The following is a 23,539-nucleotide window of genomic DNA, read 5'->3' as shown; positions in this document are numbered from 1 at the left end:
GGGTGCGTACTGCTACTTTATCCAACAGTGGCTAAATACGACCGATGAGGGGAGAAGGCGAAGCAGAGGACATTCCAAAAGTTTTGGGGTCGATCGCTATTTCATGATTTTTCCTCTTTTTTCCGCTGTTTCAAACACAAAATGCTGGCTTTATTAGAAGCAACTTCATTTTTTCCAACCCACCTGAAAAACTTTGATTCTATAATACAATTGTGGAATCTATGGAGGAAGTGAGATTGCATCATGCCGCCAATGCCAACAGTCACGGTCAAGTCAGGATACAAGCCACAATCTATTGATACCAGCATTGAAGCTGACGTGCTGATGTTTCAGCTATTGCGACAGTTAAGGCCCCAACAAAAAGTACAACGGACTTGCGCTTTCAATCAAGGAGTGCGAAGGCTGGCAATATCTGGAATAAAGACCCAGTATCCCAATGCTACTGAGGCAAAAGTTCGGCAAGAATTTATTAAAAGGTGCTTAGGTGCTGAGTGGATAGAAGTTTTATCAAACAGTAAAGATTGGGGTGAACTCGTGATTGCAGATCCGATCGAATTAGCGCAAAAAATAGCCAGCATCTTGCTACCGCTGAATATTCCCTATGTGGTGGGAGGTTCGGTGGCAAGTTCGCTGTTGGGAGAAAACAGATCTACGCAAGATTTGGACTTAGTGATTGATTTGGAAGCCCGAACCGCACAGAGATTAATTGATGCCATGTCAGGCGAGTTTTACATAAGCGAATCGGCTGTGACTGAAGCAATTGCCAAGTCAAAAGCCGCACCCCGCGAATCATCGTTCAATGTCATCTATTTGCCTTCTATGGAGAAAGCAGACATTTTTGTGATGAGCAGCGATGACCCTTTTTCCGCTTCGGTGATGAGTCGTCGCCAGCTTCATCCGGTTAGCGGTTTAACAGAGGAGGGAATCTATATCTACTCGCCCGAAGATATCGTCCTGCAAAAACTCAGTTGGTACCAACTAATTCCTGGCGGTTCCCAAAAGCAGTGGAGGGATGTGTTGGGAGTTTTGAAGGTGCAAGGGGAACGACTCGATCTCGCTTACTTAAACCAGTGGGCTCTTACACTCCAACTAACAGATTTGCTCTCTGGAGCGTTGCTTCAATCAGGATATTAAAAGTCGGCAATTGAAGATGAAACCAAACAACCAACAACGTGCTACTGCCAATAAAATCAAGAAGTGGATTCAAACCACTCAAGAAGTTGAAAAAACTCGATTTGCCATACCGATAACCAGGCTGACGAGTATCAAAAGTTTGTGCGTTGATGAAGTCGCAGCCGAAAAGTTTGGGCTCTACATTGCTCGACTGGTGCAGCAACAGATTAATCTAGCGAATTGTCCCGAACATTTCACCAGTGAAGAATGGGAACAGCAAAAACAATTAGTGGGTGAAGCGATCGCACTGATGCAAAGTTACCGAGAAAACCCTAGTTACGAAAGCCGACAATCTTTGAGAAGCTTATTGACAGACATTGATGGCTTACAAGGGGATGACTACCGCAATTTTAGGTGGACAACGGTGCGCTTTGTCCGCAGTGGAGATTTACTAAAGCTAGAGTATGCACTGCGCTGTTTTGTAGAGACAGATTTTCCCTATTGGGCTTATAAACTAGCTAGAGAATATGTAGAAGGTTATGGATTGCAGTCTGGTTCGGGTATCGTTGCTGAATCTGTACCCAGATTGTTAGAAGTCGCAGAATTTTGGTGTCAGTATTATTTCAATCAGAGTTTGAACGAGAAATTTCCCGATGGGGGCGATCGCTGCGTTCGACCCAACCCGTGAGAATTTTCAGGTGCAGATTGAGGGTTTGTTAAGTCTGCAACCCCTAAGAGTGTCAAAACCCGTGCCATTAAACTAAATATCGCCCGATTCACACTTTAGAGTTCTTTGGTATTTTGCAAGCGTAAGAAATGCAGTCGTTCCGATGCTTCACCAGCTACAATTGTTACTTTATCTGGCGCAACGTCGCAGGAAAATGAGGCACCATCTCCCATGAAAGTAGCGATCGCCTCTCCACTTTCTCTCATCCCAGACTTTGAGTGTGTTAACGAAGTTAGTCAATTGAGTGCCCGTGACTGTGACCCGGTGAATAAGACTTTGCGGATATGGGGTAAGGGACGTGGCATTAAGTCGGAAGTAGTGGACTTGGGAGCCGTGACTGTTCAAGCGATCGCCGATTGGCTGGAAGTTAAACCAATTCGAGCCGGGGAAACTGACCCCTTATTCACAGCGCTTGATTTTCCTAACTGGGACATCGGTTAATCGGCGACGGTATCCCCAAGATTGTTGTCCGTCACAGCGAAAAAGCTAGTATTAAAAAGCAGATGTCCCCTCACCGCATCCAAGACTCAGTTATCACGGCGGCACTGGATGCGACGGATGGGAATGTGCGGAAGGTTCAGAAATTCAGCAGGCACAGGAACCTCAACACGCTGATGATTTACGATGATAACCGGGGTCGTGACCAAGGAGATGTTACCGATTTATTGGATGAAATGTTTTAGTCGATCGAACAGTTACATACTTGGCTTCAATAAAAAGCGAGCGCATTAATTGAGAACTCGACATCTAAATATTTTGGGCAAAGGTAAGGTTATCCCTGGACAAACTAAAACTGCGTAAACTAACCCGTTGCAAAATTGAGAGCCAAGTAAAGGTTAAATAGGTATCTTTAAAAGCACCAACTTGTTTATGAATAAAAGTAGCGAATTAACTAGAATGCAATAATGAGTAGTGGATTTTCTTTCTGGCTTTGTTATGTCAAATTACTGGTCGGTGAGCCAGATACAAACTCCTGTCGGTGGAATTTAGTCTATTGCTCACTTCCTGCAAAAGTCTGTTCTGATTTACTGGGTTTTCAGAATGAAAATTTAAAAATAATTGCTATTTTTAAATTTCATCCTATGAATTGTTGTGCCATTGCAGAGATTGATGAACCTGAAGAGCTTAAAGACTCAATAAAGGTTTTAATGGTTGGAGATAATTTGTTAAATTTTACTGTGGCAGCGAGAATGTTCATGTTCAAATCGAATTTGGTTGCATATTATGGGTTTGACGTAGAAACAGCAATGAAAATCGCAACTAACAAACAAGTGAATATAATTATAGTCGATAAGATGTATTCAGGTAAATACAATGATAGACGAGTAGAGGGGATGGAGATTGTTCAAATGTTAAAATCTAATCCAGAAAACGCACAAATTCCCGTTATTTTAAAATTGTGTGGTCAAGTCATGGTAGGCGATCGGGATAGATACTTAGCAGAAAGTGGTGCTGACGATGCCATTCGGTTAGACCCTGCTAGTTGGGACTTCCTTATCGAAAAAATAAAATATAACCTCTCTGTGAAGGATTGCAGTCAAAACACGACAATTAATTTAGACAACAGATTTAACAATTCCCAGCCAGTTAAAATACAAAAAGAATCAGTATTAGAGTTTATAGCATTCAAAATATACCAACTCATTATGATAAGCGGTCAAGTTATTTTTTTAATTTTTGCTTTTTTACAACGCTACAAGAAATTATTTAGAAAATGATGCAAATAACTTGTTTAATTTTAATTTATGGGTTAACTCATTTGTCACAACCATATTGTTTAGGGTAAACAAAAAGTTCAGCAACTTATCTTTATCCTTAACCACCAGATGCACTCTTGAAGCCAAGGAAGCAGTCAACCGAGGTTTTGCCCCCTGCTGCCAGGTTCTTGAATACTTTGTGTAACTGAATGCGACAGTTATGGCAGACCTTGAGACTGGTGAAATCCATAAAACTGATACCCCTAGAGGTGCCTGAGAGAGCCTTGCATGAGAAAACAAGCCAGATCGATGCCTGTAAAGCATGGCAACGTCAATTTGGCGAGCGGTTTCCCTGTAACTTATCGTCAGAAAAAATAACTAGATTCCCCGACGTTTTAGGTGAGTTATATTGAGATAACAGACTGTGAACTCAGTAGCAAAGGAAAGATACGGAGTTCAGGAGTTAGGAAGGCGATCGCTATGTGAAATTTATCGGAAATAAGAAGCTTAGCCACAAGGAAAATTAACCAGCTTTGAAAGGCAAACTAAACTAAACGTTTAGTTTCCGATACCATATTGCGATTGCTGATGTACAAGGTTTTGCGATCGCCGAACCTATCCGTTTTAGGTTAAATTACTTCTTATCTGCGAAAGAGCTTGATTCAAACCCTCACTGTGAATCCAGCCCACGTAGCCGCCATAAATCATTCTGCCATCGGGATCGCCTAAAAAAATGTGGTCAACGCCGATGGGGTTTTTCCAAGCCCTAACCGCCGTCCCATCCCTGAGCCTAATTATTGGATGGGAACTTTTAAAATCCCTGTGGTGTGCTGGAGTCATGCCTGGAACAGCTTGTAAAATAGCGATTGCCGAGCCTGTGATATCAGGAATATTAGTAACGATCGTCGCTGCCGCACAACCACACCCATCCGTCACCGTCATTTGAAGCCTTTCCTTAATGTCGCCGTCAAACAAGGACAATTTCTCAATCTCTTTTAAAAGTTTCCCGTGCGGTTCAGATAAGCGCCTTTGGCAATAAATCGCTGTCAGCAAGTCCTCCACCCCCACTTTTGTCAAAGCATCTGCAATCAATCCTGTCAAACCTAGCACGGCAATGCCGCCTAACATTCCCGCAGGGCCACCCAGAAATGCTAAAGCTGCTGTAATGGCCGCTGCTCCTGTAAAACCTGTCGCAGCCATCGTCACCACCAGGATGACACCGGGTAAACCCAAACCAGCTACTTTCTTGACGACTTCATCCATTTGACCAACCTTTGCTATTGCTTTGGAAACCTTACCAACCGCTTGCGGGCACAGAACACGGGCTAGCGCAATAAGTTATTCGAGATTCCTTATTCTTGCATTTACTGCACGACTGCATCAATCTGTGGATTTTCTTAACGCGGTAGCTGAGTTCAGGAAACATTTGAACAAAAGGTAGTTGGTAGTACTAAGAGATTGAGAGTTTGGGCGATCGCTGTTAAGCACAACCTTCTATGTATTCAACTTGAGGAAGTTGCCCAGACCGGAAACTTGTCACCCGATTTTTGCTGGTTTCAAAAATAATACGATAGTTTTTGTCGGCAGCATCTTTAGGAACAAAAGTTAAATATTTTCCGTTGTAAGGTGAGCGACCAACATAAGGATGTGGAGTTGCTTTAATCTGACTTGGATATAGCGAAAAAATCCTGTCTTCAGTATCTCCAATCTTAGCTCCTCTAATAGTAGTAACCTGCTTGTTCCTGATATCTACTCTAACAATCCGACCTTTTGTTAACATAAAACTCATTCCTTTGGGTTCTCCTTGTGGTTGAACATAGGAGCACAACTCTTCGCTTAGACCGCCAATACCAGCTTTGAGCAACCTAACTTTAGCAGACCGCGATGCTTCATCAACGGTCATTCCTACTCGTATCGGCCCGATTCCATTAATCGCCAATTTCGATCGTTCTGTTAGTTGGGCTTGACCGCTAGCTGATGTTGCCCAAACTGAAACAATGACAACCGCGCTGATAAAGAAGGTCAAGAACTTTCTGAAACTGTTTAACTTTTGCATAGCCCGAACTCCTTTTTTTATAGTGTTTAACAGCATGATTGCCATTTTATATAATCTGTCATTTCATCTAAGCCAGCAGATTGATTTATCTCCTACTTGGACGCAGGCAATGCGCGACTGACGGTTTATCGCAGGCTTTTGACGCTCTTCTTCAGAGAGCCGTTTGAATGTTGTAGAATCACGCAAATATGTCACGCCACAGACACCATCGATACCATTATTATCACCACAAGGTTTTTCTCCACGTTCTTGAAAACCTCTAGCTATTTTTGTTTGCACACCATCTTCCCAGCGCAAGAAAATTACTCCTCCTCCTGCCCACGATCGGGACTCGTAGATGCAGGTTTGCTTGAGTTCTACTCTATCTCCCCGAAAAAACCAACAGGAAACAGGTGTTGGCTCAACTCTCCCTGCACGTCCAGGGGCTACAAAAATGCCCATTGCTAAAATGGGTAATAAAGTAGCGAAAATCTTCAGGTTTTTGTTCATAATTAACATAAATTTGACTAATGATGTGTTGTGGCAACAAAAAATGTGTTCGAGCTTTGCCTTGAATCACTGCTTAAGTTGTGCTTGTTATGGCATTGATTTAAAGTCGATCAAGTCGATTGTCTAATCTTTGAGTACAGTTACTTAACAAAAGCAAATGAAGAGATTACTCTTTGGAAAACTCGTTCATCAATTGGGTTGATTTTTGCTGTATAACTAAACGCAACAACAGTAATTTTGTACTTAGTATTAGGAGCCATAAAACTAGCTGTCAAAAAAGTGTTTACACCGTTCGCCGTGCTTATTTTGACGTAAACTAATGCTTTTTGATTGGCAATGGTTGTTGGTTTGATATTTTCTAATCGCTCATCTGCACTAAGTTCGGGAAGCAGGCGAGTGTTAGGCTTGGCTTGCTCTATTTTTACATAAACCAATGAGGGATTACCATCACAACCTATTTGCCTATTTTTCTTACAGCAAGCATTTAATTCCTGTTCATTAGGGTTATACAAAAGTACATGAGTGATATTATCGCTGCGACTTGTTTCGCTGGTATAATTCGCCGGAATATCAAACAAAAATCCCAAATCTGGGTTTCTAACCTTTTTGCTTTCTCTAGCTGGATCGACAAACGCTCCTCTTTTACAAACTTGACGACTTTGTGCTTGAGTTGGGAAGGATTCAAATCCTAAAACAGTCAAGCAAACCATTAAGCTAATTAGCGATATTTTTTTCATGCAATTCCTTTTTAGTTTCCTTTAGTTAGTTCAGCAAGATTAATCTATCGTTGTTTTGGCAAAGACTCCGTACAACCAGCTTCTTTGAATTGTTGCAGGAAGCGATTCCTGTCAACTTGGGGAATACCGCGCATTAATTCAGCAAGATTTCTTAGCGGTTTGGGCCAAGCGTATTCGTAAATGCCCGGTCGATCGTTGCTAGTATTGATAAAAGCTACTCCTAAATAGTTACCTTTTAGAACCAAAATCGTGCGTTCGCTAGTTCTAATATGTTTACCAGATATAGTTCCTTTAGCAAAACTTATCCCAATTTCATCGCTAGGCGGAATAAAAGTTTCTATGATACACACTTGACCTTTGATAGTTGAGGGATAGATATTCATAGTTTCTTCTAACGCCGTCCATTGACCGAGGAAAGGCACTACATCAGGATTAACGGGCAACCAAGCTCTGACAAACGCTATCAACTTCTGAGACTGAGCTGCATTGCGAGTATCCCGAAGATAAAACCCACGAGAGCCTTCAGGAGGTGAATCAACAAAATTGCGGAACTGATTCATTAGTTGTTGTAACTGATTTTCAGTTGGATATCGTTTAGATTGTTGTGCAACAATGGGTAACGATGTAGCCGCTAAAATGGCTAAACTGATTGTAATAGTGAGTGGCGATCGATTTTTCATATTTACCTTATTTTTTCTGTTCAATTCTTCTTTTAGAACGCAGAATGCGACTAATTTCCTCATTAGTCATAAAAGGAGCTATTAAGCAATTAGTCCTAAAGCAACCAGTTCCCTTTTCAGTAAATCTAATTTGAGTATCATTGGCATATTGTAAACCAGAGTTCCCTAAGTTCCAGTAAAACTTGATTGCTTTGCCAGATTTTACATACTTTTCGCCTAGATTTGAATCAATTTCCTCTATTCCAACTTTTATAGGTGGGTAGTTAGATAAACCTTGCTTGAGAATGTAAGCATCAATAGAGCTACGTCTATAATTAAAATAGACGAAACCATTCCTAAATTCTTTAGGTAGGTCATAATCAGTACGGATTTCGTGTCCCCCACCCTCTTCTACAAATTGTTTCCAAGTTATAAGCTGAGATTTTGGTTGTTGAGTAACCTGAAAAAGCGATCGCCCGCTGATTACCTGAGAATTAGCTACCATCGAACGAGCAACCTCAATTAATTCATTGCGACGCACAGTTCCAGAGTATATTTTGAAGTAAGTATTGTCTTGAACCCACAATACTGTATTCCAATCAGCACCTTGAAAATGGTAGCCGCGCACGTTGCTCGATAGTTGAACGGCAGTTGCCCTCGATCCTCGCTGTCCATCTTCTTGATAATATTTTGATGCAAGAGTGCTTGAGGTAACTGAGAAACGCAGGCAAACTAGATTGTATCCTCTGGTTCCTCTTCCTCCCCTACTAAAGCGTGGAGGGCAGTCTTTGTCTTCAAGGGCAAGATAAGCACGTTCGCTGTTGGCCTCAAATGTTAATTGGGGAGACATCTTTCTAGTAATAGCTTCAGGCAAACGACTGGGCAGCCGAAAGACTAAGTTGCTGGGGAGTTTATTTCTAATCTCGCCGATAATTGGTTTGAAGACAGGATCGGGTTCGGCAATTGCAGGTATTGATGCAAATCCTCCGACACCGACAATTACAGAACTTACCATTAAACTCAATAGCGATTTATTTTTCATAACTTTTTACCTACTTACTTAACACTTTGAATCGGAGGTTCGCTAGCCATAGAAATAGCTAAGTCAATCAAATTTGACCGATCGCGTTGCGTAACTTTGCCGTTGCGATCGAATCCCACTCCCATCATGCTTACCCAATAATTTAAGCCGTTTTGCTTCCAAATCACACTCGCCCTCGGTGGGGTAGAAGCACCCGCCCCATCTTGAACGATAAAAAGACCCTCAATTCCTTGCTTTAAAGCGATATGTGTCCTTTCTAGCACTGCCATCTCGGAGCGACTGAGTAATTTTTTATCGGCTTCCGTCCAAGTTTGAAAATCGCGCTGTCTAATTGCCCTGACTCTTGCGATATCCTGTTGGGAAAAAACGGGTTTGGAACGCAGATTGTTAGCATAGGCTGAATTTTGCGCTACCGCAATAACTCCAAAGTAACAAAATCTAACCTTGCAGTTGGGTTGTGAATTTAAGAAGACGGCAAACTCTCCGGGAATAGTTCTCACTTGTGAGTAAAGTAGATTGTCACTGAGGTTAACGGCTGAAGGCAGGCGCATTACCCATCCTCTAGGAAGCTGGTTTTGAATATCGCGGAGAATTGGTCTAAACATAGGTGCTGGTTCAGCACTTGCAGTTTGTGGTTTGGTCAGACAGTAAACTCCCAACACCGCGCAACTGAGTATAACTCCTAAAAGCGATCGACTTTTCATTCGTCCTCTCATTATTTTTCAGTTTGTAGGCTTAATAGGCAATTCATTTGCCATCGAAATAGCAACATTGATTACTTGCTCTTGAGACATTGAGCGAGACATGACTCTGAAAATCATACCGTCTTGTTCCCATGAAATTTCATTCATTTGTCCTCGGGTAGGCTGAATATAAGAACGATAAAAGCCACGAACTCCTGTTTTGAGTTTGATTGAACTCCCTTGTTGCTGATCTTCACGAAGCCTCTGGTTGGTATTTGAATTACGTTTCTCAACAATAATACGTCCCGTATCGCATACGGCTACAAGACGTGTTTCAGGGCAATTAGATGTAACTAATACAATGCCAAAATATCCTCCTTCTCGATCGTTAGAAGGTATTATTGTTGGTCGGTATCCAGGTATGCCACTTGGCGGGTTGGGAATAGCAGCAGGCAATCGCATCACCATACCTCTAGGGAGTTGACGTTGAATATCCCGGAGCAGTGGTCTAAAGATAGATGCTGGTTCAGCACTTACAAATTGAGGCTTTATGAAAGCTCCAATCCCTAAGATTGTCAAGGTTGCCATTACACTAAGAATTGATCGCACTTTCATCATTTTTCTCCTCATTTTTTAGTTAATTGGTTCAGCCAGAGCTTAAGTTATCGTTGTTTTGGCAAAGAAACCGTACAACCAGCAGCATTGAATTCTCGAACTATCCGAGAATTTTCTTGTGGGCTAGCTTTCGATAGCGGTAACTTTGTTGGTGCTTGCGGAAGTTCAGGATATGTATAAATAGCAGAACCAGGCGAGGCTGTAGCTATGTTATCGCTACCAACAGAAGCTACTAATAAAAAAGTATTGCCACTCGTATTTCTTTGACTCAAAAGCACCCAACCAGCTAAATCACGACTGAGGTTAATTTGCCTGTTAGATATAGAACCTACACTAAACTTGTAGTCTAGTCCAGGAGAAACGTGAATAACGCACACACGACCCCTGATATTTGAAGGATAAACGCCTATTTCGCCATCATTGTTCACCCACCAACCGAGGAAAGGCGCTACAGTTGGAGCTGCTTGCGACCAAGCTTTTACAAAAGATTCTAGTGGCTGTCTTTGGGCTGTTGTACGTGTATCGCGTTCGGTTCCACCGCAACATTCTCTTGAGTAAGGTGGCGAGGACGCTCGTTTTTGAAATTCTCTGAGAATTTGCTGAATCTCTGCATTGGTTGGATATCGTTGAGATTGTGCGTAAACTGATAAAGAACCAATCGTTATAATTGTCAAGCTGATTATCAAGCTACAGGGCGATCGCCATTTCATACACTTTTTCCTGATTTTTTATGGTACAACAGCATATATCTATCGTTGGCTTGGCAAAGAAACGGTACAACCGGCAGCCTTAAATTGTTGAATTATCCTCGAAGTCTTCTGCGAATCTGTAATCGATGACTGGATAAAATTCGTCAGTGGACTTCTCCAAACATAAGCAGAGATACCTGGTCTATTATCGATAACACTCATTCCTCCTAAGTAATTACTTTCTCTGATAAAAATCCTATAACTTTCACCTGTAAAACTTTCACCTTTAATTCTGAGCTGACCATTCGATACAGAGCCTAAACTAAAATAACTATTGTTGGGTGTACCGCCACGGCTAGGCTGATTGAAAATAACGCAAACACGACCTCTGGTAGTTGATGGATAAATGCTCCAATCAGGTGCTCCAGCATTCCAAGTACCCAAAAAAGGTGCTACGGCTGGATCGACTTGCGACCAAGCTCTTTCAAATAACTTTACCTGCTCAAATAGTTGTTTTTGTCTTGGATGTTTAAGGTAATCACCTCCCAAGTCACTTGAACGTCGAAAACTAGGAATATCATTACGAAATTCTGCAATTAATCTCTGTATTTCCCTATCTGTTGGATACCGCTCAGACCGTATCTGTGCAAAAGCTGGCAAAGAGCAAATACCCAAAATTATCAAGTTAACTATTAAACCAACAATCGATCGCCCTTTCATAATTTCTCCTATCCTTTATCCAATTATCTCACAAAAGCAAATGATGAAATCACTGTGTTAAATACCTTCTCTTCCACAGCACTAATTTTTTCTCCATATTTAGAAGTAGAAATAGTAATTTTATTTCGCTTATCTGGGGTAAGGAAACTAGCTGACAAAGAAGTTTCTACGTTGTCGGCATCTATTTTACCTGTCATCGTAGACTTGGTAACATAAATAAAAGCTTTTTGCTTAGCAATAGAAGTTCTTACAATAGGTTCTATTCTCTTAATAAATACACTAAGTTCAGGAAGTAGAGGAGTAGCAGGTGTAGCTGGCTCTACTTTTATAAATACAGGTAAAGTTTGATAGCCGCAAGCAATTGGATCATTTTTATGGCAACATTCTAAGAATTCATCATCAGCAGGATTGTGTAAACTTATCGTCAAATTTTTACCATCCTGCCTTTTTTCTGTTCGATAGTTAGTGGGAACATTGAAGGAAAATTGAAATTTCTCTTCTCTAATCTTTCTGGTTTCTTGAGCCGGAGCAACGCTGGAGCCTCTTTTACATGGATTTTGTCTCTGAGCTATTTTTAACTGACTGGGTAATCCTGGTACCAGCAAGCTATCGGTTTTCATTGCTAACCCCATGCTGTGCTTTGATTCAGCTAAACAGCCAATGCCTAAAACTGTCAAAGTCACGGCAGCAATCAAAAACTCTTTTCCTTTATTCATCATTTCTTTATCTCCTTTACAACTGATATATCAAACACAGACTATTTGCCACATTACGAACAACCTTCTATGTACTCAACTTGAGGAAGCTGACCAGACCTGAAATATCTAACACGCCCCTCAATGCCTGTTTGAAAAATTAAACGATAGTTGCTATCCGCTGCATCTCGTGGAACAAATGTCAAGTTGTTACCTCGACCGCTTAGCGGATTTTTGATGATTCTAATTTGTCCCGGATATGCTTTAATAATTTGTTCTTCAGTATCACCAACTTTAAATCCTTTGATAGTAGTGATTTGTTCATTACTAATGTCTATTCTAACAATGCGACCTTTTGTTACCATAAAGTTAATCCCTTGTGGCTGTTCTTGTGGCTTAAAATAGGAACAAAACTCTTCATTGGGAGGGGCATAGCTTTTGATCAACCTAACTCCCGCAGCCCGTGATGCTTCAGCAACGGTCATGCCAACTCTAATCGGCCCAATTCCATTAATTGCTAGTTTCGATCGCTCTGTTAGTTGAACCTGAGCATTGACTGAGGTTGCCCACATAGAAACAATTACTGCTGTGGCAATGAACAAGGCGAATAATTTGGTGAAAATGTTTATTTTTAGCATTGAGTGTTCTGGTTTATTTTTGTAAGTATTTCTCTAACTCGGCTGTACGTTGTTGGGTAAGTGTTTCCAAACAACCATTGAGATAAGTTGGATAAAGACTCCCTCTTTCATCTATCCTATTTGTTGATAGAACTTTGTTTTTACAAGTTGGATCGCGACGGCGAATCCATCCTAGTTGTTCGTCAATCAGTTTTTCTCGCTCGCGTCGGTTCAGCTTCGATATTACTTGCTTGTAGACTTCATTAAGTAGGCGATCTGCTTGTTTATAAAGAGCAGCCGCACAATTGCTTATTTCAGTTTGAGTTTGAGGTTGGTTGCAAACAGCAGGTTCGCTTGCAGAGGACGATCGCCCTTGACCAAACACTACTGAACTGCTGGTACTCAAGAATATTAAACTTATTATCAACCTAAACAGCGATCGCTTTTTCATTATTTTTCCTCGTTGAAGTAGCAGAGAATATTCAGCCTCAGTATAAACAAGGATCTCCCCAACTAACTGCCCGCCGGATTTGCGACCATTCCGACGCTAACGAAGTTTCTGAGGGTTTTATTTTGCGGTAGCCTAACTCTGGATAGCGAGTATAAAAGACTGCATCTGCTACTTTGTTCAATACGGTACTGGATAGTAAAATTGGTCCCGCTATCACCCCCGGAGCGTCATACTCGGAAAGTCGCCACTCCGATCTCACGTTACATCCTCGCTGGTAAACCAAGTTACCATCACCCAATACTTTTTTGATAGCCGCCCATTCCTTGATGTACTGCGTTTCGTTAGAGCGGATTTTGCGGCTGTTCAGTTGTGGGTACAATTTGTAGAAAATAAAGTCTGTTGACTCATCGATCGCCTTTTCAGGCGCGTTGTTAGCTGCAATCGTAACCGAATCGGCGACAGGATAGCTAATTGGTTGTGCGATCGCCTTCACGGACAACAAAGGAAGAGCGATTAATCCCAATATCAAATAGTTCATGGCATACCTCGATATTTCATCATTTTTACTCTCTATTTTCTGAGATATTTTGTTCGTAAGTTCGGCTTCTAGCTACTTGTTTTTAGAGGAAACGATCGCACTTTCATGTTTACCTCACTTTTTCTGTTTTATTTTTCTTTCAGAATGCAGAATACGACTAATTTGCTCGTTGGTCATAAAAGGAGCTTCTAAACAAGTAAGTCTTAAGCATCCCCAACCAGGGTTTCGCAAAAATCTAACTTCAGTATCTTTTCCATAAGTTTGATAAGCACCGGCACCACCTCCCCAGTTAAACTTAATGGCTTTGCCAGATTTTACATACCTCTCTGCCACAGCGTAATCAATTTCTCTTATTCCCGGTTTAACTGGTGGGTAACTAGATAAACCTTGTTTAAGGATATAACCTCCAGTATTATCGGCTCCTGCATTGATGTAAACATAGCCATTCCTAAGCTCGGGTGGTAAGTCGTAATCGTAATTGACAAAACGTCTGCCACCCCGTTCTACAAATTCCCTCCAAGTGATAAGTTGAGATTTTGGTTGTTGAGCGACTGTTTGCGATCGCCCTTCCAATATCTGTGGGTTTGCCCTGAGCGATTGCCCCTGCGCCAAAACTGATACTGAAGCAACGCCCAATACCGCCAAACTCACCGCTACACTAAAAATTGAGTTTCCTTTCATCTGTTCTTTCTTCCTCTTATTAAATTTGCCAATTTGTACTAACAAGAACTTTTTAGCGAATGTACCCAGTCTCTTGCAAAAACTTTCGCAAGTCACTGAAAAACTTCTGGCGATCGCTTTCTCGATACACTTCTCGCAATCGTCGCCACCCATCCTCACCTTCCCCCAAGGAATATTTATCAGCTAAATATGCTGCTAAGATCCCTTTTTCCTCGATTTGAGTTTTGGTTGTTATGTATTTTTGCCAGAGTTGAACGGCATGGTTTTTAACTGCTTGGGGATAGCGGCGGGTTACATCTGTCATTTTTCCCTGACTGTATCGCCAGATTTGTAATGGATAATACGAACCCGCAAAAGATGCAAACTTATAGGCAAAGCGATCGTCCCTAAAAACAAATTCTACAGTGCCGTCTCGATTTATATCTTCAATGCTGTAGCTTACGCCGTTGCCCCAACGATGGGCGATCGCCGCATATTTTTGAGTTCGAGCGTTGTAGCGGTAAATCAGAGATGAGGTGCAGCAGTGAGCGCCGCCAGAAAATACATCTAATATAATCTCTGGTTCATTGTCTTTATCTAAGTCCCGAACTTGAAGGCCCAACAACCAACAGTAACCAATTTCTTTTTTCGATATATCTTCATTTAAAACTGTTTGACCGTTCCGAACTAATCTCAGTCGCGGATTTTGCCAACAAAGTCCATTCCTAGATCCCAAGGAAACTTCTGCTTTCACATTCCCAGATTCAGCACTTTTGGTTTCTGCTTGGGCAACTTCAGCTAAAAATAAAGAACTAGCCGCCAACACCGCCAAACTCACCGCTGCATTAAATATCGATCGACTTTTCATCATTTCCTCCCTGTTTACTCAAATATCATGATCTAGCGAACTCTCAACGCTACTACACTGCAACGCTGCAATACCCAGAACCCTCTTATGTATCTATCTGCCTTGACCCGCTACTTTTATGCAAAATATCGAGTATTGTTACAAAAGTTTATATAAAGTAGTCAAGTCTGGGCTAATTCGAGCGATCGCTTGTTGGGTTATGTCGATCGCTGTGAGTTGAGAAGGCTTCAGTTTCTCAAAATATTTAACTCACTGCAACTCCACAGTTCTTGTGTCTGCTGAGAACGTTGGGGAAAGAGCGATCGCCAGACACCAGAATAATGCAGGTGACGCAGCCCAGGCATTAGGTTTTGTTGTGTGGGCAAGCAAGCAGCCGTCAGTAACTTTATAGCAAGGGACTAAGGTTTCAGTAACTTAGCTAATCACCTTGGCGGTTGCTATACGATCGCTCTGAACTCAAAAAGCATAGCGGTGCGTTTTTGAAAGGTGTGGCGGATCGCTCAGAACTCAAAAAGCATAGCGGTGCATTTTTGAAAGGTGTGGCGGATCGCTCAGAACTCAAAAAGCATAGCGGTGCGTTTTTGAAAGATGTGGCGCGATTTTGAAAGATGTGGCGCGATCGCTCTGAACTAATAGCGGTGCGTTTTTGAAAGATGTGGCGCGATCGCTGGCACAAAAGTTTCGATATAGCTCTGGCACAAAAGTTTCGATATAGCTTATGTCAACTTGACTTAAACCATTCATAGCAGACAAGCTGTACATCCTCCTTTTTGATGATATCCAAAGTAGTTTGCTCATCATCTTCAATATCCTGCCCTATTTCCTTCTCAATAAAATATTCATCAAGCTCTGTAACTAGATTGGTTAAGTTTCTATCCTCCACAAATCCATCCCAAAACACTTTAATTTCTTTCTCAAAAGTTTTCAGGTTATCAACAGAGGTAATAATTCTCACAACACGCTGTTTAGCATCTATTTCTGATTCATCATTATTTGCTGATTCACTTTGTGTTAATGCTGTGTAGATGCTATGCAATAATTTTGATAATCTGGGCTTTAACAAACTGCTAGATTGCTGTTTTTTGAAGTCTTCAATTAAATTATTTACGGCACCGGGCAAAATAGCAAAGATTGCATTATCAAACTGAACGGGTGGTAAATCATCAGGATTGGGATAATCAGTTTCTTTGCACTGAATCATTTTGAAGATTCGGCGCTTTTCAGTAATCATTAAATCTTTATAAGTTGAGTTTCGGTCAGTAAGTATCGCACCCTTAATGCGTGGGTAGAAATGCCATATAGTGCGGTCTTTGGCACTAAAAGCTAGAAATATGCCATTAATCCCATCCTTGCGAGTGCTATGGATTCCCATCGGGATTTCTTCAATCAGTTCTCTGCTTTTTTGGGTAAGAAACTCTAACAAGGGGAAACGCATCTCATCTAGGGAAATTAGTTCGACGGCTTGCTCTAACTCTTCCAGAATGGCTGCTTTCTCCGCGTCGGTGTCGGCTTGCTTAAGTTTGCGTAACTCTTCAATTGACTTGTCTGAAATGGTTTCCCCTAGAACGCTACCATCTAAACCAACTTCGCGATCGATTGTAGCTATCCGTTGTTGCAATCGCTTCACCAAGCCTAACAGCTTTTCTAAACCTTCCTCTGGGAAACAGTTGTAGATAAATAATTCTTCAAAATTAGTACCCAAACGGTCAATACGTCCCGCCCGTTGAATCATGCGAACTGGGTTCCAGTGTAAATCGTAATTTACTAGCACTCCTGCATCTTGTAGATTTTGCCCTTCCGATAGCACGTCAGTACAAATTAGAATGTCAATAGGGTTGTTTGCACACTCCTCCCTGTCTTCTTCATTATCACAGTTAGCTTTGGGAGCAAAGCGCTTGACTTTATCTTCCCGCATTTTGCCAGACGTTGCACCAGTGATGATATCGATCGCCGGATTGCCCATAGCCACTAACCATGCCTCATCCTTGATAACTTCTTGGTACAAATAATTAGCGGTATCTTTAAAATAGCTAAATACTAGAGTTTTTTTACTCTGTAACTGCTGTTGTAGTAAATTCTTGAATGCTACTAACTTTAGATCGTTTTCTTTGCCCTCTGCCACTGCTTCGCGAATGTTTCGTAATTTTTCGATAATATCTTCTAGGTTCTGAAAATCTTGAGAGATTTGTTTTTTAAGTTGAGGAACATCGTATTCTTTTTGATTAACTTCTTCAAGAGAGTTCACTATTTCTGTAATCGAGATATTTTCCTCTTCTTCTTCTTCAGCAGCGATTATTTTACGAAACTTATCGGTGGTTAACAGTTTACCACTTTGCAAGCAAGTATTAAACTCAGTTTGAAACCTTTGCTGTCTAATCATACTGGATTCAAAGGCAACTAACGAACTTTCTAAGCGCTTTAACCATAGGGACTTCATTAGGGCAGCTAGTGCCTCATTTCTCTTAACTTCTTTCTCATCATCTTTGTCTATTTTACGTTTAAATGACTTGATATTGTACGGTGCTAAGTTTAAAGAATCGATTTGGTCAGCTATCCCGGCATAGAGTCCTTCATAAATGTCTTCAAAGTTATAGGTAAAGTTTTCTAATTGACGGGTAGGAAAATGAATCTCTTTGCCACTAATAAAGATTTGTTCCCCGGCTTGCTGACGTTTGATGACATCCAAGCGCGATCGCCTCACCATTGTCTGCATCAGCAGTTCTGTAATTTCGATTTTGCCTTGATTTAAAGCTTTAAAGTAACTGGTAAGGTTGCTGATACCCCATTCGCGATAATACGTTGGAGTATTACGCGCCATGAGCAGCATTTGGTGATAAAGGTCAAAGACAGTGTTATTGATTGGTGTTGCTGTCAATAGCACGATTTTCTTGCTACGTTTACCTGTACCAATTAGCTTCTGAAGATTAATATAGCGGTTAGTCCCAGAATTACGGAAATTGTGGGACTCATCAATAACGATGATGTCGTGTTTAGTAAAGCGTCTAATATCAAAGGTTTTTCGCCCCAATTCTTCCTGAGAAACGATATCTGCTTTAATACCATACTCATCTAGTTTCTTAATCCATACTAAATCTCGCAACTGAGCAGGACAAATCACAAGAGCACGGGGTACATAACCAGGACTGCGTTCTTTCTGTAGGTAATGTTCGATCAGTCTCAACCCGATATACGTTTTACCTAAACCCACTGCATCAGCCACCATACAAGCATTATGGCGATCGATTAACCTGACTGCTTGCTCAAACCCTTGTTGTTGAAAACTTGCTAGTTCTAAGGTTGTCCGATCGCTCCCTTCGCTCTGCGTTTCATTCTTAAATAGTTCGTACAGAGCTTTAACAAATACCTGATACGGTGTGTATGCTTTACTCCCAAACTTGGATGACTCTAGGGTCTGGATTAGTTTGTCTTTGTAGTCTAAGTCTACACTGCGGTCATTCCAGAACTTCTCAAACCAGTTATGTCTCAGATCGTGAGCGATCGCACTCTGTTTTATCAGGACGTTTAGCTCGGTGTTTCCGTCTAGTCCTGACGGGGTGAAGTTACTAGAGCCAATGATGCTGTAGTCATCAAAAATATAAGCCTTGGCATGGAGAAATGAGACTTTATCGCCATTGACACCGTACAGCCTTACTTGGATATGTTCTTGTTTGAGATAGGTTATGATGCGATCTATCTGTTGTTTGTATGCCAGATTGAAATTACCCTGCTCTAACTGCCCTTGCATATCACGGCGAAAGAACTTTTTGAGGTCGATTTGACTGCGTTCGGCTGGCAATATCGTGGGGTCGCGCCCTATCAGTAACCGTAAGTTTGTGAGGTTGTTAAGAGGTTCTTCGAGCCTTATCCATGCTTCTATCCGAAAGAAACCTGTGGCAATATCTAGCTCGGTTTGGCGATCGTCCAGAATTATTTCTCGTAAGATGCCTTCGAGTTTGTGGCGATCGTTGTCGATGTAGTCGGGTAGGGGCATAACTACTGCTCTCCTCTAATAATCTTCATTTCATCATCAGTTAGCCCATATAAATGAGCCACTATTTCATCTATCTCTGCTTCCCATTTCTCCACACCCTGTCCTTTAGCATCAAGGCATTTTTGGACTAGAGCTTCTATGATTTTTTTGTCTGCTTCGGATGCGGTAGGTATGGGAATTTGTTTAACATACTGTGTTTTATATCTAAGAGATCCTCCTCTAACTTGTGAACTAATATTTCTATAAAAAAAGAGTACAAATTTTGAATTTAGAATACCAAGAAGATATTTATTATCATTTGGAATAACAAAAACCGTTGTGTCAGGAAAACTATTTTCATTGTCAATTGTAAAACAAGAACTTGATTCAATATCTGGAAAGACTATTTTAGGTTTGTCAAAGCTTCTAGAGTAAACATATTGAGGTTGTTGAATTTCATACCAAGCATGAGAATTGCTCGTGGATCTTTGCTCTAATTCTTTTTTATACTGAAATAAATATTTAAAGATTGCTGGATAATTATTAATATTAATTTTATGATATGTGTAAATCAAATATGTGTTTGGATAATTAATATTCCAGCGTTTTATATTGCGTCCTCTGAGCCAAAGTCTAATAATGTCCTGGGAGTTACTATTTTCAGATAAAAGTTCATCTTTGGTTGCTTCATCTATTTCAAAAGCTTGATTTAGACCCGATTTTATTCCATAGTATATATCACCATTCACATACTCACCCAACTGTGTACCAGCACCTCTCAACTTGTCCATTAACCGTAACACAGCAGGAGATCCTAACCGCCATCCATCAGTCCCTAATTCCTTCTGAGGCATATAAAAACTTTGGCTTTTATACACCATATTAAACTCTTCAAGAGTTTTCCCAGTTTCCCAATTCAATACACGAGCTTGATGATTATCTGGTTTATTTTTATTGACTAAAATAATGCTAGGATATGCGATCGCTTCAAATACTGGTGCATCACCGAAATCAATCAACACCTGAACTTGTGAATTTTCCCCTAAAAATTGGCGCAGCTTCTCACCATACCCTGCACGAAAGTATTTGTTAGACGTAATGTAAGATAAATGCCCCTTAGATTTGAGTAAGTTAAACCCCTGTTCATAAAAGTAAACGAATAAATCAGCTACCCCTGTATAACACTCATATTCTTTCTGTAAAGCGGGTTTTAATTCCTTAATTGATTCCTGTCTAACATAAGGAGGATTCCCAATCACCACATCAAACCCACCTTTAGACTCAAACACATCTCTAAAGTGCAAATGATACTGAAAGAAATTAGGCGATCGCTCCCCACTTTCCACCTCAACCGCAAATTTATCCAACTCTGCCAACTTCGCTGAAATCTCAGCCCGTTCTTTCTCCTGGGGCTTGCTAACTTTGCCATTAATCGTCTGAATCTTACGCTCAAGCTCTCGTTGCTTGCCTACCCAAAATTGACGACGATCTGCCACAGCGACACGAAACACATTAGCCTCGGCTGTTAAAATCTGCGATCGCAACTCATGACGTTCCTCTGTTTGAGCATCAAAATACCGATGCTGCAAATCTAGTAGTGGTTGAATCGCTATCTGAATCGGAGTAACAGCCAACATCCCCTGTTGTGTCTTAGTTGGGTCGGGAATTAACTGTTCACCATGAATCGTGCTAATCAGACTATCCCCGCACATCATTTTGTAGTCCAGATTAGGCAGTGGCTCCACATCATCAATATTGGGAATGTCCACCACCAAAGACAACCACATTCTTAACTTAGCAATCTCGATCGCCCCTGGTTTAATATCAACCCCATAGAGATTGTTCGCGATAATATCGCGTTTCCATTGGCTAATCGTGAGGCTACCGCGTTGTACGTTCATTCCCTCCCGCCGTGCGATCGCCTGTCTTACTGCCAAAATCGTTTGCATCATGCCCAACGGGAAAGCACCGGAACCTACAGCGGGGTCAAGCACTTTGAGAGTTTCGAGTGCTTGTTTGAGGGTTTTCGCCTGCTGCGGAGTCATCAACTTATTAAACTCAGCATCGGGCAAATCCGGGTCAAGCTCAATCAGATGGTGAATTGTCTCTAAGTCCATCTGTGACTCATCAGCCAAGTAGCGAGTCAGCACCTCAGCGCACATAAACTGGACAATGCCTCTGGGAGTGTAGAACGTGCCTGATTTTCCTCGTTCCTCAGCCACCAGCATATTCTCAAACACTTTGCCCAACATTTCCGGGTCAACTGCCACATCTTCATCACCAGCAACGTTCTCAGAAACGGTGAAGTTGTAGCCATTAAAGAATCCCAGAATGCCATCACTACTGCCAGGGTCAAACAAGGAATTTGGCAGGTTGATGCTTTCTGGCGTTTCCCGTCCGCTTGCGTCTCGAATACCTGAGCCATAATCGCGGTCAAACAGTCCGCCATTGAGATAGGGAATTTTGCCCCAACGTGACTCAAAATTAGGACGTTGCGTGTTGAGAGTTTCAAAAAACAGGGGTTCTAACACATCCGCGTAATAGTTCGTATCGTCTGGGTTAGGTTTGAGGCGCTGGTACTGGGTGGTAAGGAATCGACGATCGCCTGCTAGAAATTCTTTCTTTTGCAGGAAGTAGAGGAACATGACGCGCCCCAGCAAGCGCTGAGAAAACTGGTGGAGGCGGTCTGAGTGATTAAAGTAGGGGTGAACGTTGTGTTTCTTGACAGCAGCCTGCACCTTGTCAAATAGCTCTTTGTAACCGCGATAGAACTGTTTGGTCAGTTTTTCAACGTCAAACGCTTCGCACTGAGTCTTATACAGTGCCAAAGGAGCCTGATTTTTAGCGGCAATGGCTTCTAATCGATCGCGGTCGTAGGCGGTGGGATTCGTGCGATCGATTAATAGTTTACGGATGCTGGCTTTGACATTCATCTTCTCGTCAAAGGTTTTGCGGGGATTGACCAGCATCAGTTGGTTGTAATCTTTCGTTGCCAACAGCAAAAATTCGGTAGCACTTCTGCCCAATTGAGACGCGATCGCTTTCATCCGAGTGCTGGCTGTGCTGGGAGAAACCCACTCATTAGGATTTAGCTGAAACAGTAAAACTTGAAGTGCAGCATTTCCCTGGTTAGCTATGAGGTATGTTTGAGAAATTGCTTCAGCATTCCTAGCCGATAGCTGGAGGTCTTCTATATAAAACGGTTGAGCTTCGGCAACATAGCCCAATTTCCGAAACATAGATGCTATCCTTTCCGGGCTATCTATCGTTCGTAAATCGTCAAGTTGCAATAACCGCTCTGCCATAATGCCTTATTCCTTTCGTCTCACTGTCTGTTTTAATGCTGATTTTTAAATTACACACTACATGGATCTGTAACAATTTGCAACACCAAGCGCATTAGTGCGATCGCCAATTTCATCGTTTGTTCGGCTATAGCCCAGATACAGGCAAATAGGACACAACGTAAAATTTTGTAACCACACGCAGAACCGAGGCTGAGTTATTGGCTCAAAACCTCAGCGCTATCTTCACATCCAACGCCTGGGGCACAGCAGCCAAATCAATCAAATAATCCCCAAAGCCCTTGATACAGCACTTCCAGCTAAATTGTGCTTCAGAATAGCCGGAATTGCTTGCTGTAAATGAAATTTAAGTTTGTTCGATCGCGAGCGAATTGGTCGGATTGCTCCAGATATTCTTCGCAGCTAGGATATGAGTATGTTATTTTGTGCTATAAAATGCTACTATATCGGCTTATCTTGCGTTGTCGAGATGCCACACTTATTTTGAGTATGCTTTTAAGGCACACCCACGGCATATTCCGCTCTGCCAGCGAGGGCCCGCAATGAGTTATCGACCAGCCGATTCGGTTCTATCTCAGAAAAATAGTGCGGGTTCAGTTTGAATAAACATCCCAAACCAGAGTTTTCATGGGAACCAAGAACATCAGAATTGTGGGGTACTTGCCGCCAAACCAGCACCAAAAGTTACGCGACTACATGGCAGAGCAGTCTCTAACGGAAAGTGCCGCGCTTGCCAAAATCATCAAGCAATTCTTTGAAGCAGCCCCAGCGCTCTCTGCCGAAACGGTAGCTGCCGAAACCAGGGAAACTTTCGCGCAACTGCGATCGGAAATCGCCGATTTACAGGGACGAGTCGCAGCCTTGGAAACAGCAGGAATTCCACGCCAATTCAAGAAAAGTTCTCCCAAAAACTTGGGAACAGAACACACTCCAATAACGCTGCGCCCCCTGAAAGCTGCTGAACTAGCAAAACGGCTGGGAGTAAGTGCCGAAACTATTGAAAGTGCTGCTGCTAAGGGCACTAATTCCTTTGTTGAATGGAGCAAGCGGCGAGATCCAGGTTCCAGAGCATGGCACAAGAAGGGCAACTTTTACCATCCCAATCAAGATTGAGGTGGGGAGCGACTAATATCGACAGCGGGCGATCCAGGAACTCTGACAAATTGACGATCGCAATATGAAAGCCGAAACGCCAATCGCTTTGATAA

The 23,539-nt window shown here is 41.8% G+C and carries 27 protein-coding genes; 7 read left to right on the top strand and 20 right to left on the bottom strand.

Translation table 11 applies throughout. The features are described from left to right. Window positions 1-243: 243 nt before the first annotated feature. A complete protein-coding gene (locus QUB68_RS24690; protein ID WP_332997404.1) occupies window positions 244-1,134 on the top strand; it encodes a hypothetical protein in 891 nt (296 codons plus the stop codon). Between the two features lie 16 nt (window positions 1,135-1,150). Then, window positions 1,151-1,801, top strand: a complete 651-nt coding sequence (locus tag QUB68_RS24685; protein WP_332997402.1) for a hypothetical protein — start codon at window positions 1,151-1,153, stop codon at window positions 1,799-1,801. A gap of 95 nt (window positions 1,802-1,896) precedes the next feature. On the opposite strand, the gene QUB68_RS24680 is transcribed toward QUB68_RS24685, so the two are convergent. Further along, window positions 1,897-2,046, bottom strand: coding sequence for a hypothetical protein (locus QUB68_RS24680; protein WP_332997400.1), 150 nt, complete (start codon window positions 2,044-2,046; stop codon window positions 1,897-1,899). A 34-nt stretch (window positions 2,047-2,080) separates the two neighbouring features. Here QUB68_RS24680 and QUB68_RS24675 point away from each other — a divergent pair, with 34 nt between their 5' ends. From QUB68_RS24675 to QUB68_RS24665, 3 genes are all read left to right on the top strand, one after another. Then, entirely contained in the window at window positions 2,081-2,281 is a 201-nt protein-coding gene (locus tag QUB68_RS24675) for a hypothetical protein (protein ID WP_332997399.1), read from the top strand. A 62-nt stretch (window positions 2,282-2,343) separates the two neighbouring features. Continuing rightward, a complete protein-coding gene (locus QUB68_RS24670; RefSeq protein WP_332997397.1) occupies window positions 2,344-2,523 on the top strand; it encodes a hypothetical protein in 180 nt (59 codons plus the stop codon). 222 nt (window positions 2,524-2,745) lie between these two features. After that, window positions 2,746-3,558, top strand: coding sequence for a hypothetical protein (locus tag QUB68_RS24665; RefSeq protein WP_332997395.1), 813 nt, complete (start codon window positions 2,746-2,748; stop codon window positions 3,556-3,558). 97 nt (window positions 3,559-3,655) lie between these two features. On the opposite strand, the gene QUB68_RS30010 is transcribed toward QUB68_RS24665, so the two are convergent. From QUB68_RS30010 to QUB68_RS24585, 17 genes are all read right to left on the bottom strand, one after another. Then, window positions 3,656-3,844: a transposase gene (locus tag QUB68_RS30010; protein WP_442923122.1), complete on the bottom strand. Its 189-nt coding sequence runs from the start codon at window positions 3,842-3,844 to the stop codon at window positions 3,656-3,658. A 317-nt stretch (window positions 3,845-4,161) separates the two neighbouring features. Next, window positions 4,162-4,800: a hypothetical protein gene (locus QUB68_RS24660; RefSeq protein WP_332997393.1), complete on the bottom strand. Its 639-nt coding sequence runs from the start codon at window positions 4,798-4,800 to the stop codon at window positions 4,162-4,164. Window positions 4,801-5,017: 217 nt separating this feature from the next. Further along, window positions 5,018-5,593 carry a hypothetical protein gene (locus tag QUB68_RS24655; protein WP_332997391.1) on the bottom strand — a complete coding sequence of 192 codons (576 nt, stop codon included), beginning with the start codon at window positions 5,591-5,593 and terminating at the stop codon, window positions 5,018-5,020. 63 nt (window positions 5,594-5,656) lie between these two features. Continuing rightward, window positions 5,657-6,082: a hypothetical protein gene (locus QUB68_RS24650; RefSeq protein WP_332997389.1), complete on the bottom strand. Its 426-nt coding sequence runs from the start codon at window positions 6,080-6,082 to the stop codon at window positions 5,657-5,659. Window positions 6,083-6,222: 140 nt separating this feature from the next. Beyond that, window positions 6,223-6,819, bottom strand: a complete 597-nt coding sequence (locus tag QUB68_RS24645; RefSeq protein ID WP_332997387.1) for a hypothetical protein — start codon at window positions 6,817-6,819, stop codon at window positions 6,223-6,225. Between the two features lie 44 nt (window positions 6,820-6,863). Next, window positions 6,864-7,499, bottom strand: coding sequence for a hypothetical protein (locus QUB68_RS24640; protein ID WP_332997385.1), 636 nt, complete (start codon window positions 7,497-7,499; stop codon window positions 6,864-6,866). 7 nt (window positions 7,500-7,506) lie between these two features. Continuing rightward, entirely contained in the window at window positions 7,507-8,520 is a 1,014-nt protein-coding gene (locus QUB68_RS24635) for a hypothetical protein (RefSeq protein ID WP_332997383.1), read from the bottom strand. A gap of 14 nt (window positions 8,521-8,534) precedes the next feature. Then, complete coding sequence (locus tag QUB68_RS24630) at window positions 8,535-9,236, bottom strand: hypothetical protein (protein WP_332997381.1); 702 nt, start codon at window positions 9,234-9,236, stop codon at window positions 8,535-8,537. Between the two features lie 6 nt (window positions 9,237-9,242). Further along, entirely contained in the window at window positions 9,243-9,821 is a 579-nt protein-coding gene (locus QUB68_RS24625) for a hypothetical protein (protein ID WP_332997379.1), read from the bottom strand. Between the two features lie 44 nt (window positions 9,822-9,865). Then, window positions 9,866-10,492 carry a hypothetical protein gene (locus QUB68_RS24620; protein WP_332997377.1) on the bottom strand — a complete coding sequence of 209 codons (627 nt, stop codon included), beginning with the start codon at window positions 10,490-10,492 and terminating at the stop codon, window positions 9,866-9,868. A 75-nt stretch (window positions 10,493-10,567) separates the two neighbouring features. Further along, on the bottom strand, window positions 10,568-11,227 hold the full coding sequence (locus QUB68_RS24615; protein WP_332997375.1) for a hypothetical protein: 660 nt from the start codon (window positions 11,225-11,227) through the stop codon (window positions 10,568-10,570). 23 nt (window positions 11,228-11,250) lie between these two features. Then, window positions 11,251-11,946 (bottom strand): hypothetical protein, encoded by a 696-nt coding sequence (locus tag QUB68_RS24610; RefSeq protein ID WP_332997373.1) that lies wholly within the window; start codon window positions 11,944-11,946, stop codon window positions 11,251-11,253. Between the two features lie 50 nt (window positions 11,947-11,996). Continuing rightward, the gene (locus tag QUB68_RS24605) at window positions 11,997-12,560 is read right to left on the bottom strand and encodes a hypothetical protein (protein WP_332997371.1); all 564 of its coding nucleotides are present in this window, start codon (window positions 12,558-12,560) and stop codon (window positions 11,997-11,999) included. 13 nt (window positions 12,561-12,573) lie between these two features. Next, window positions 12,574-12,990, bottom strand: coding sequence for a lysozyme inhibitor LprI family protein (locus QUB68_RS24600; RefSeq protein ID WP_332997369.1), 417 nt, complete (start codon window positions 12,988-12,990; stop codon window positions 12,574-12,576). A 37-nt stretch (window positions 12,991-13,027) separates the two neighbouring features. Continuing rightward, window positions 13,028-13,528 carry a hypothetical protein gene (locus QUB68_RS24595; protein ID WP_332997367.1) on the bottom strand — a complete coding sequence of 167 codons (501 nt, stop codon included), beginning with the start codon at window positions 13,526-13,528 and terminating at the stop codon, window positions 13,028-13,030. 114 nt (window positions 13,529-13,642) lie between these two features. Continuing rightward, the gene (locus QUB68_RS24590) at window positions 13,643-14,254 is read right to left on the bottom strand and encodes a hypothetical protein (RefSeq protein ID WP_332997365.1); all 612 of its coding nucleotides are present in this window, start codon (window positions 14,252-14,254) and stop codon (window positions 13,643-13,645) included. A gap of 7 nt (window positions 14,255-14,261) precedes the next feature. Then, window positions 14,262-15,056 (bottom strand): hypothetical protein, encoded by a 795-nt coding sequence (locus QUB68_RS24585; RefSeq protein WP_332997364.1) that lies wholly within the window; start codon window positions 15,054-15,056, stop codon window positions 14,262-14,264. Between the two features lie 434 nt (window positions 15,057-15,490). On the opposite strand from QUB68_RS24585, the gene QUB68_RS24580 reads away from it, so the two are divergent. Beyond that, window positions 15,491-15,661 (top strand): hypothetical protein, encoded by a 171-nt coding sequence (locus tag QUB68_RS24580; RefSeq protein WP_332997362.1) that lies wholly within the window; start codon window positions 15,491-15,493, stop codon window positions 15,659-15,661. Between the two features lie 116 nt (window positions 15,662-15,777). Here QUB68_RS24580 and QUB68_RS24575 read toward each other — a convergent pair whose 3' ends face one another. Both QUB68_RS24575 and QUB68_RS24570 read right to left on the bottom strand, forming a co-directional pair. Next, window positions 15,778-19,047 (bottom strand): helicase-related protein, encoded by a 3,270-nt coding sequence (locus tag QUB68_RS24575; protein WP_332997360.1) that lies wholly within the window; start codon window positions 19,045-19,047, stop codon window positions 15,778-15,780. A 2-nt stretch (window positions 19,048-19,049) separates the two neighbouring features. Continuing rightward, on the bottom strand, window positions 19,050-22,331 hold the full coding sequence (locus tag QUB68_RS24570; RefSeq protein ID WP_332997358.1) for an Eco57I restriction-modification methylase domain-containing protein: 3,282 nt from the start codon (window positions 22,329-22,331) through the stop codon (window positions 19,050-19,052). Between the two features lie 627 nt (window positions 22,332-22,958). Here QUB68_RS24570 and QUB68_RS24565 point away from each other — a divergent pair. Further along, window positions 22,959-23,444 (top strand): hypothetical protein, encoded by a 486-nt coding sequence (locus QUB68_RS24565; RefSeq protein WP_332997356.1) that lies wholly within the window; start codon window positions 22,959-22,961, stop codon window positions 23,442-23,444. Window positions 23,445-23,539: the final 95 nt, after the last annotated feature.

The sequence above is a fragment of the Microcoleus sp. A006_D1 genome (genome assembly GCF_036702805.1).
Taxonomy (GTDB): Bacteria; Cyanobacteriota; Cyanobacteriia; order Cyanobacteriales; family Microcoleaceae; genus Microcoleus.
The sequence above is the reverse complement of the archived record's forward strand: the minus strand, read 5'-3'. Positions and strand labels throughout refer to the sequence as shown.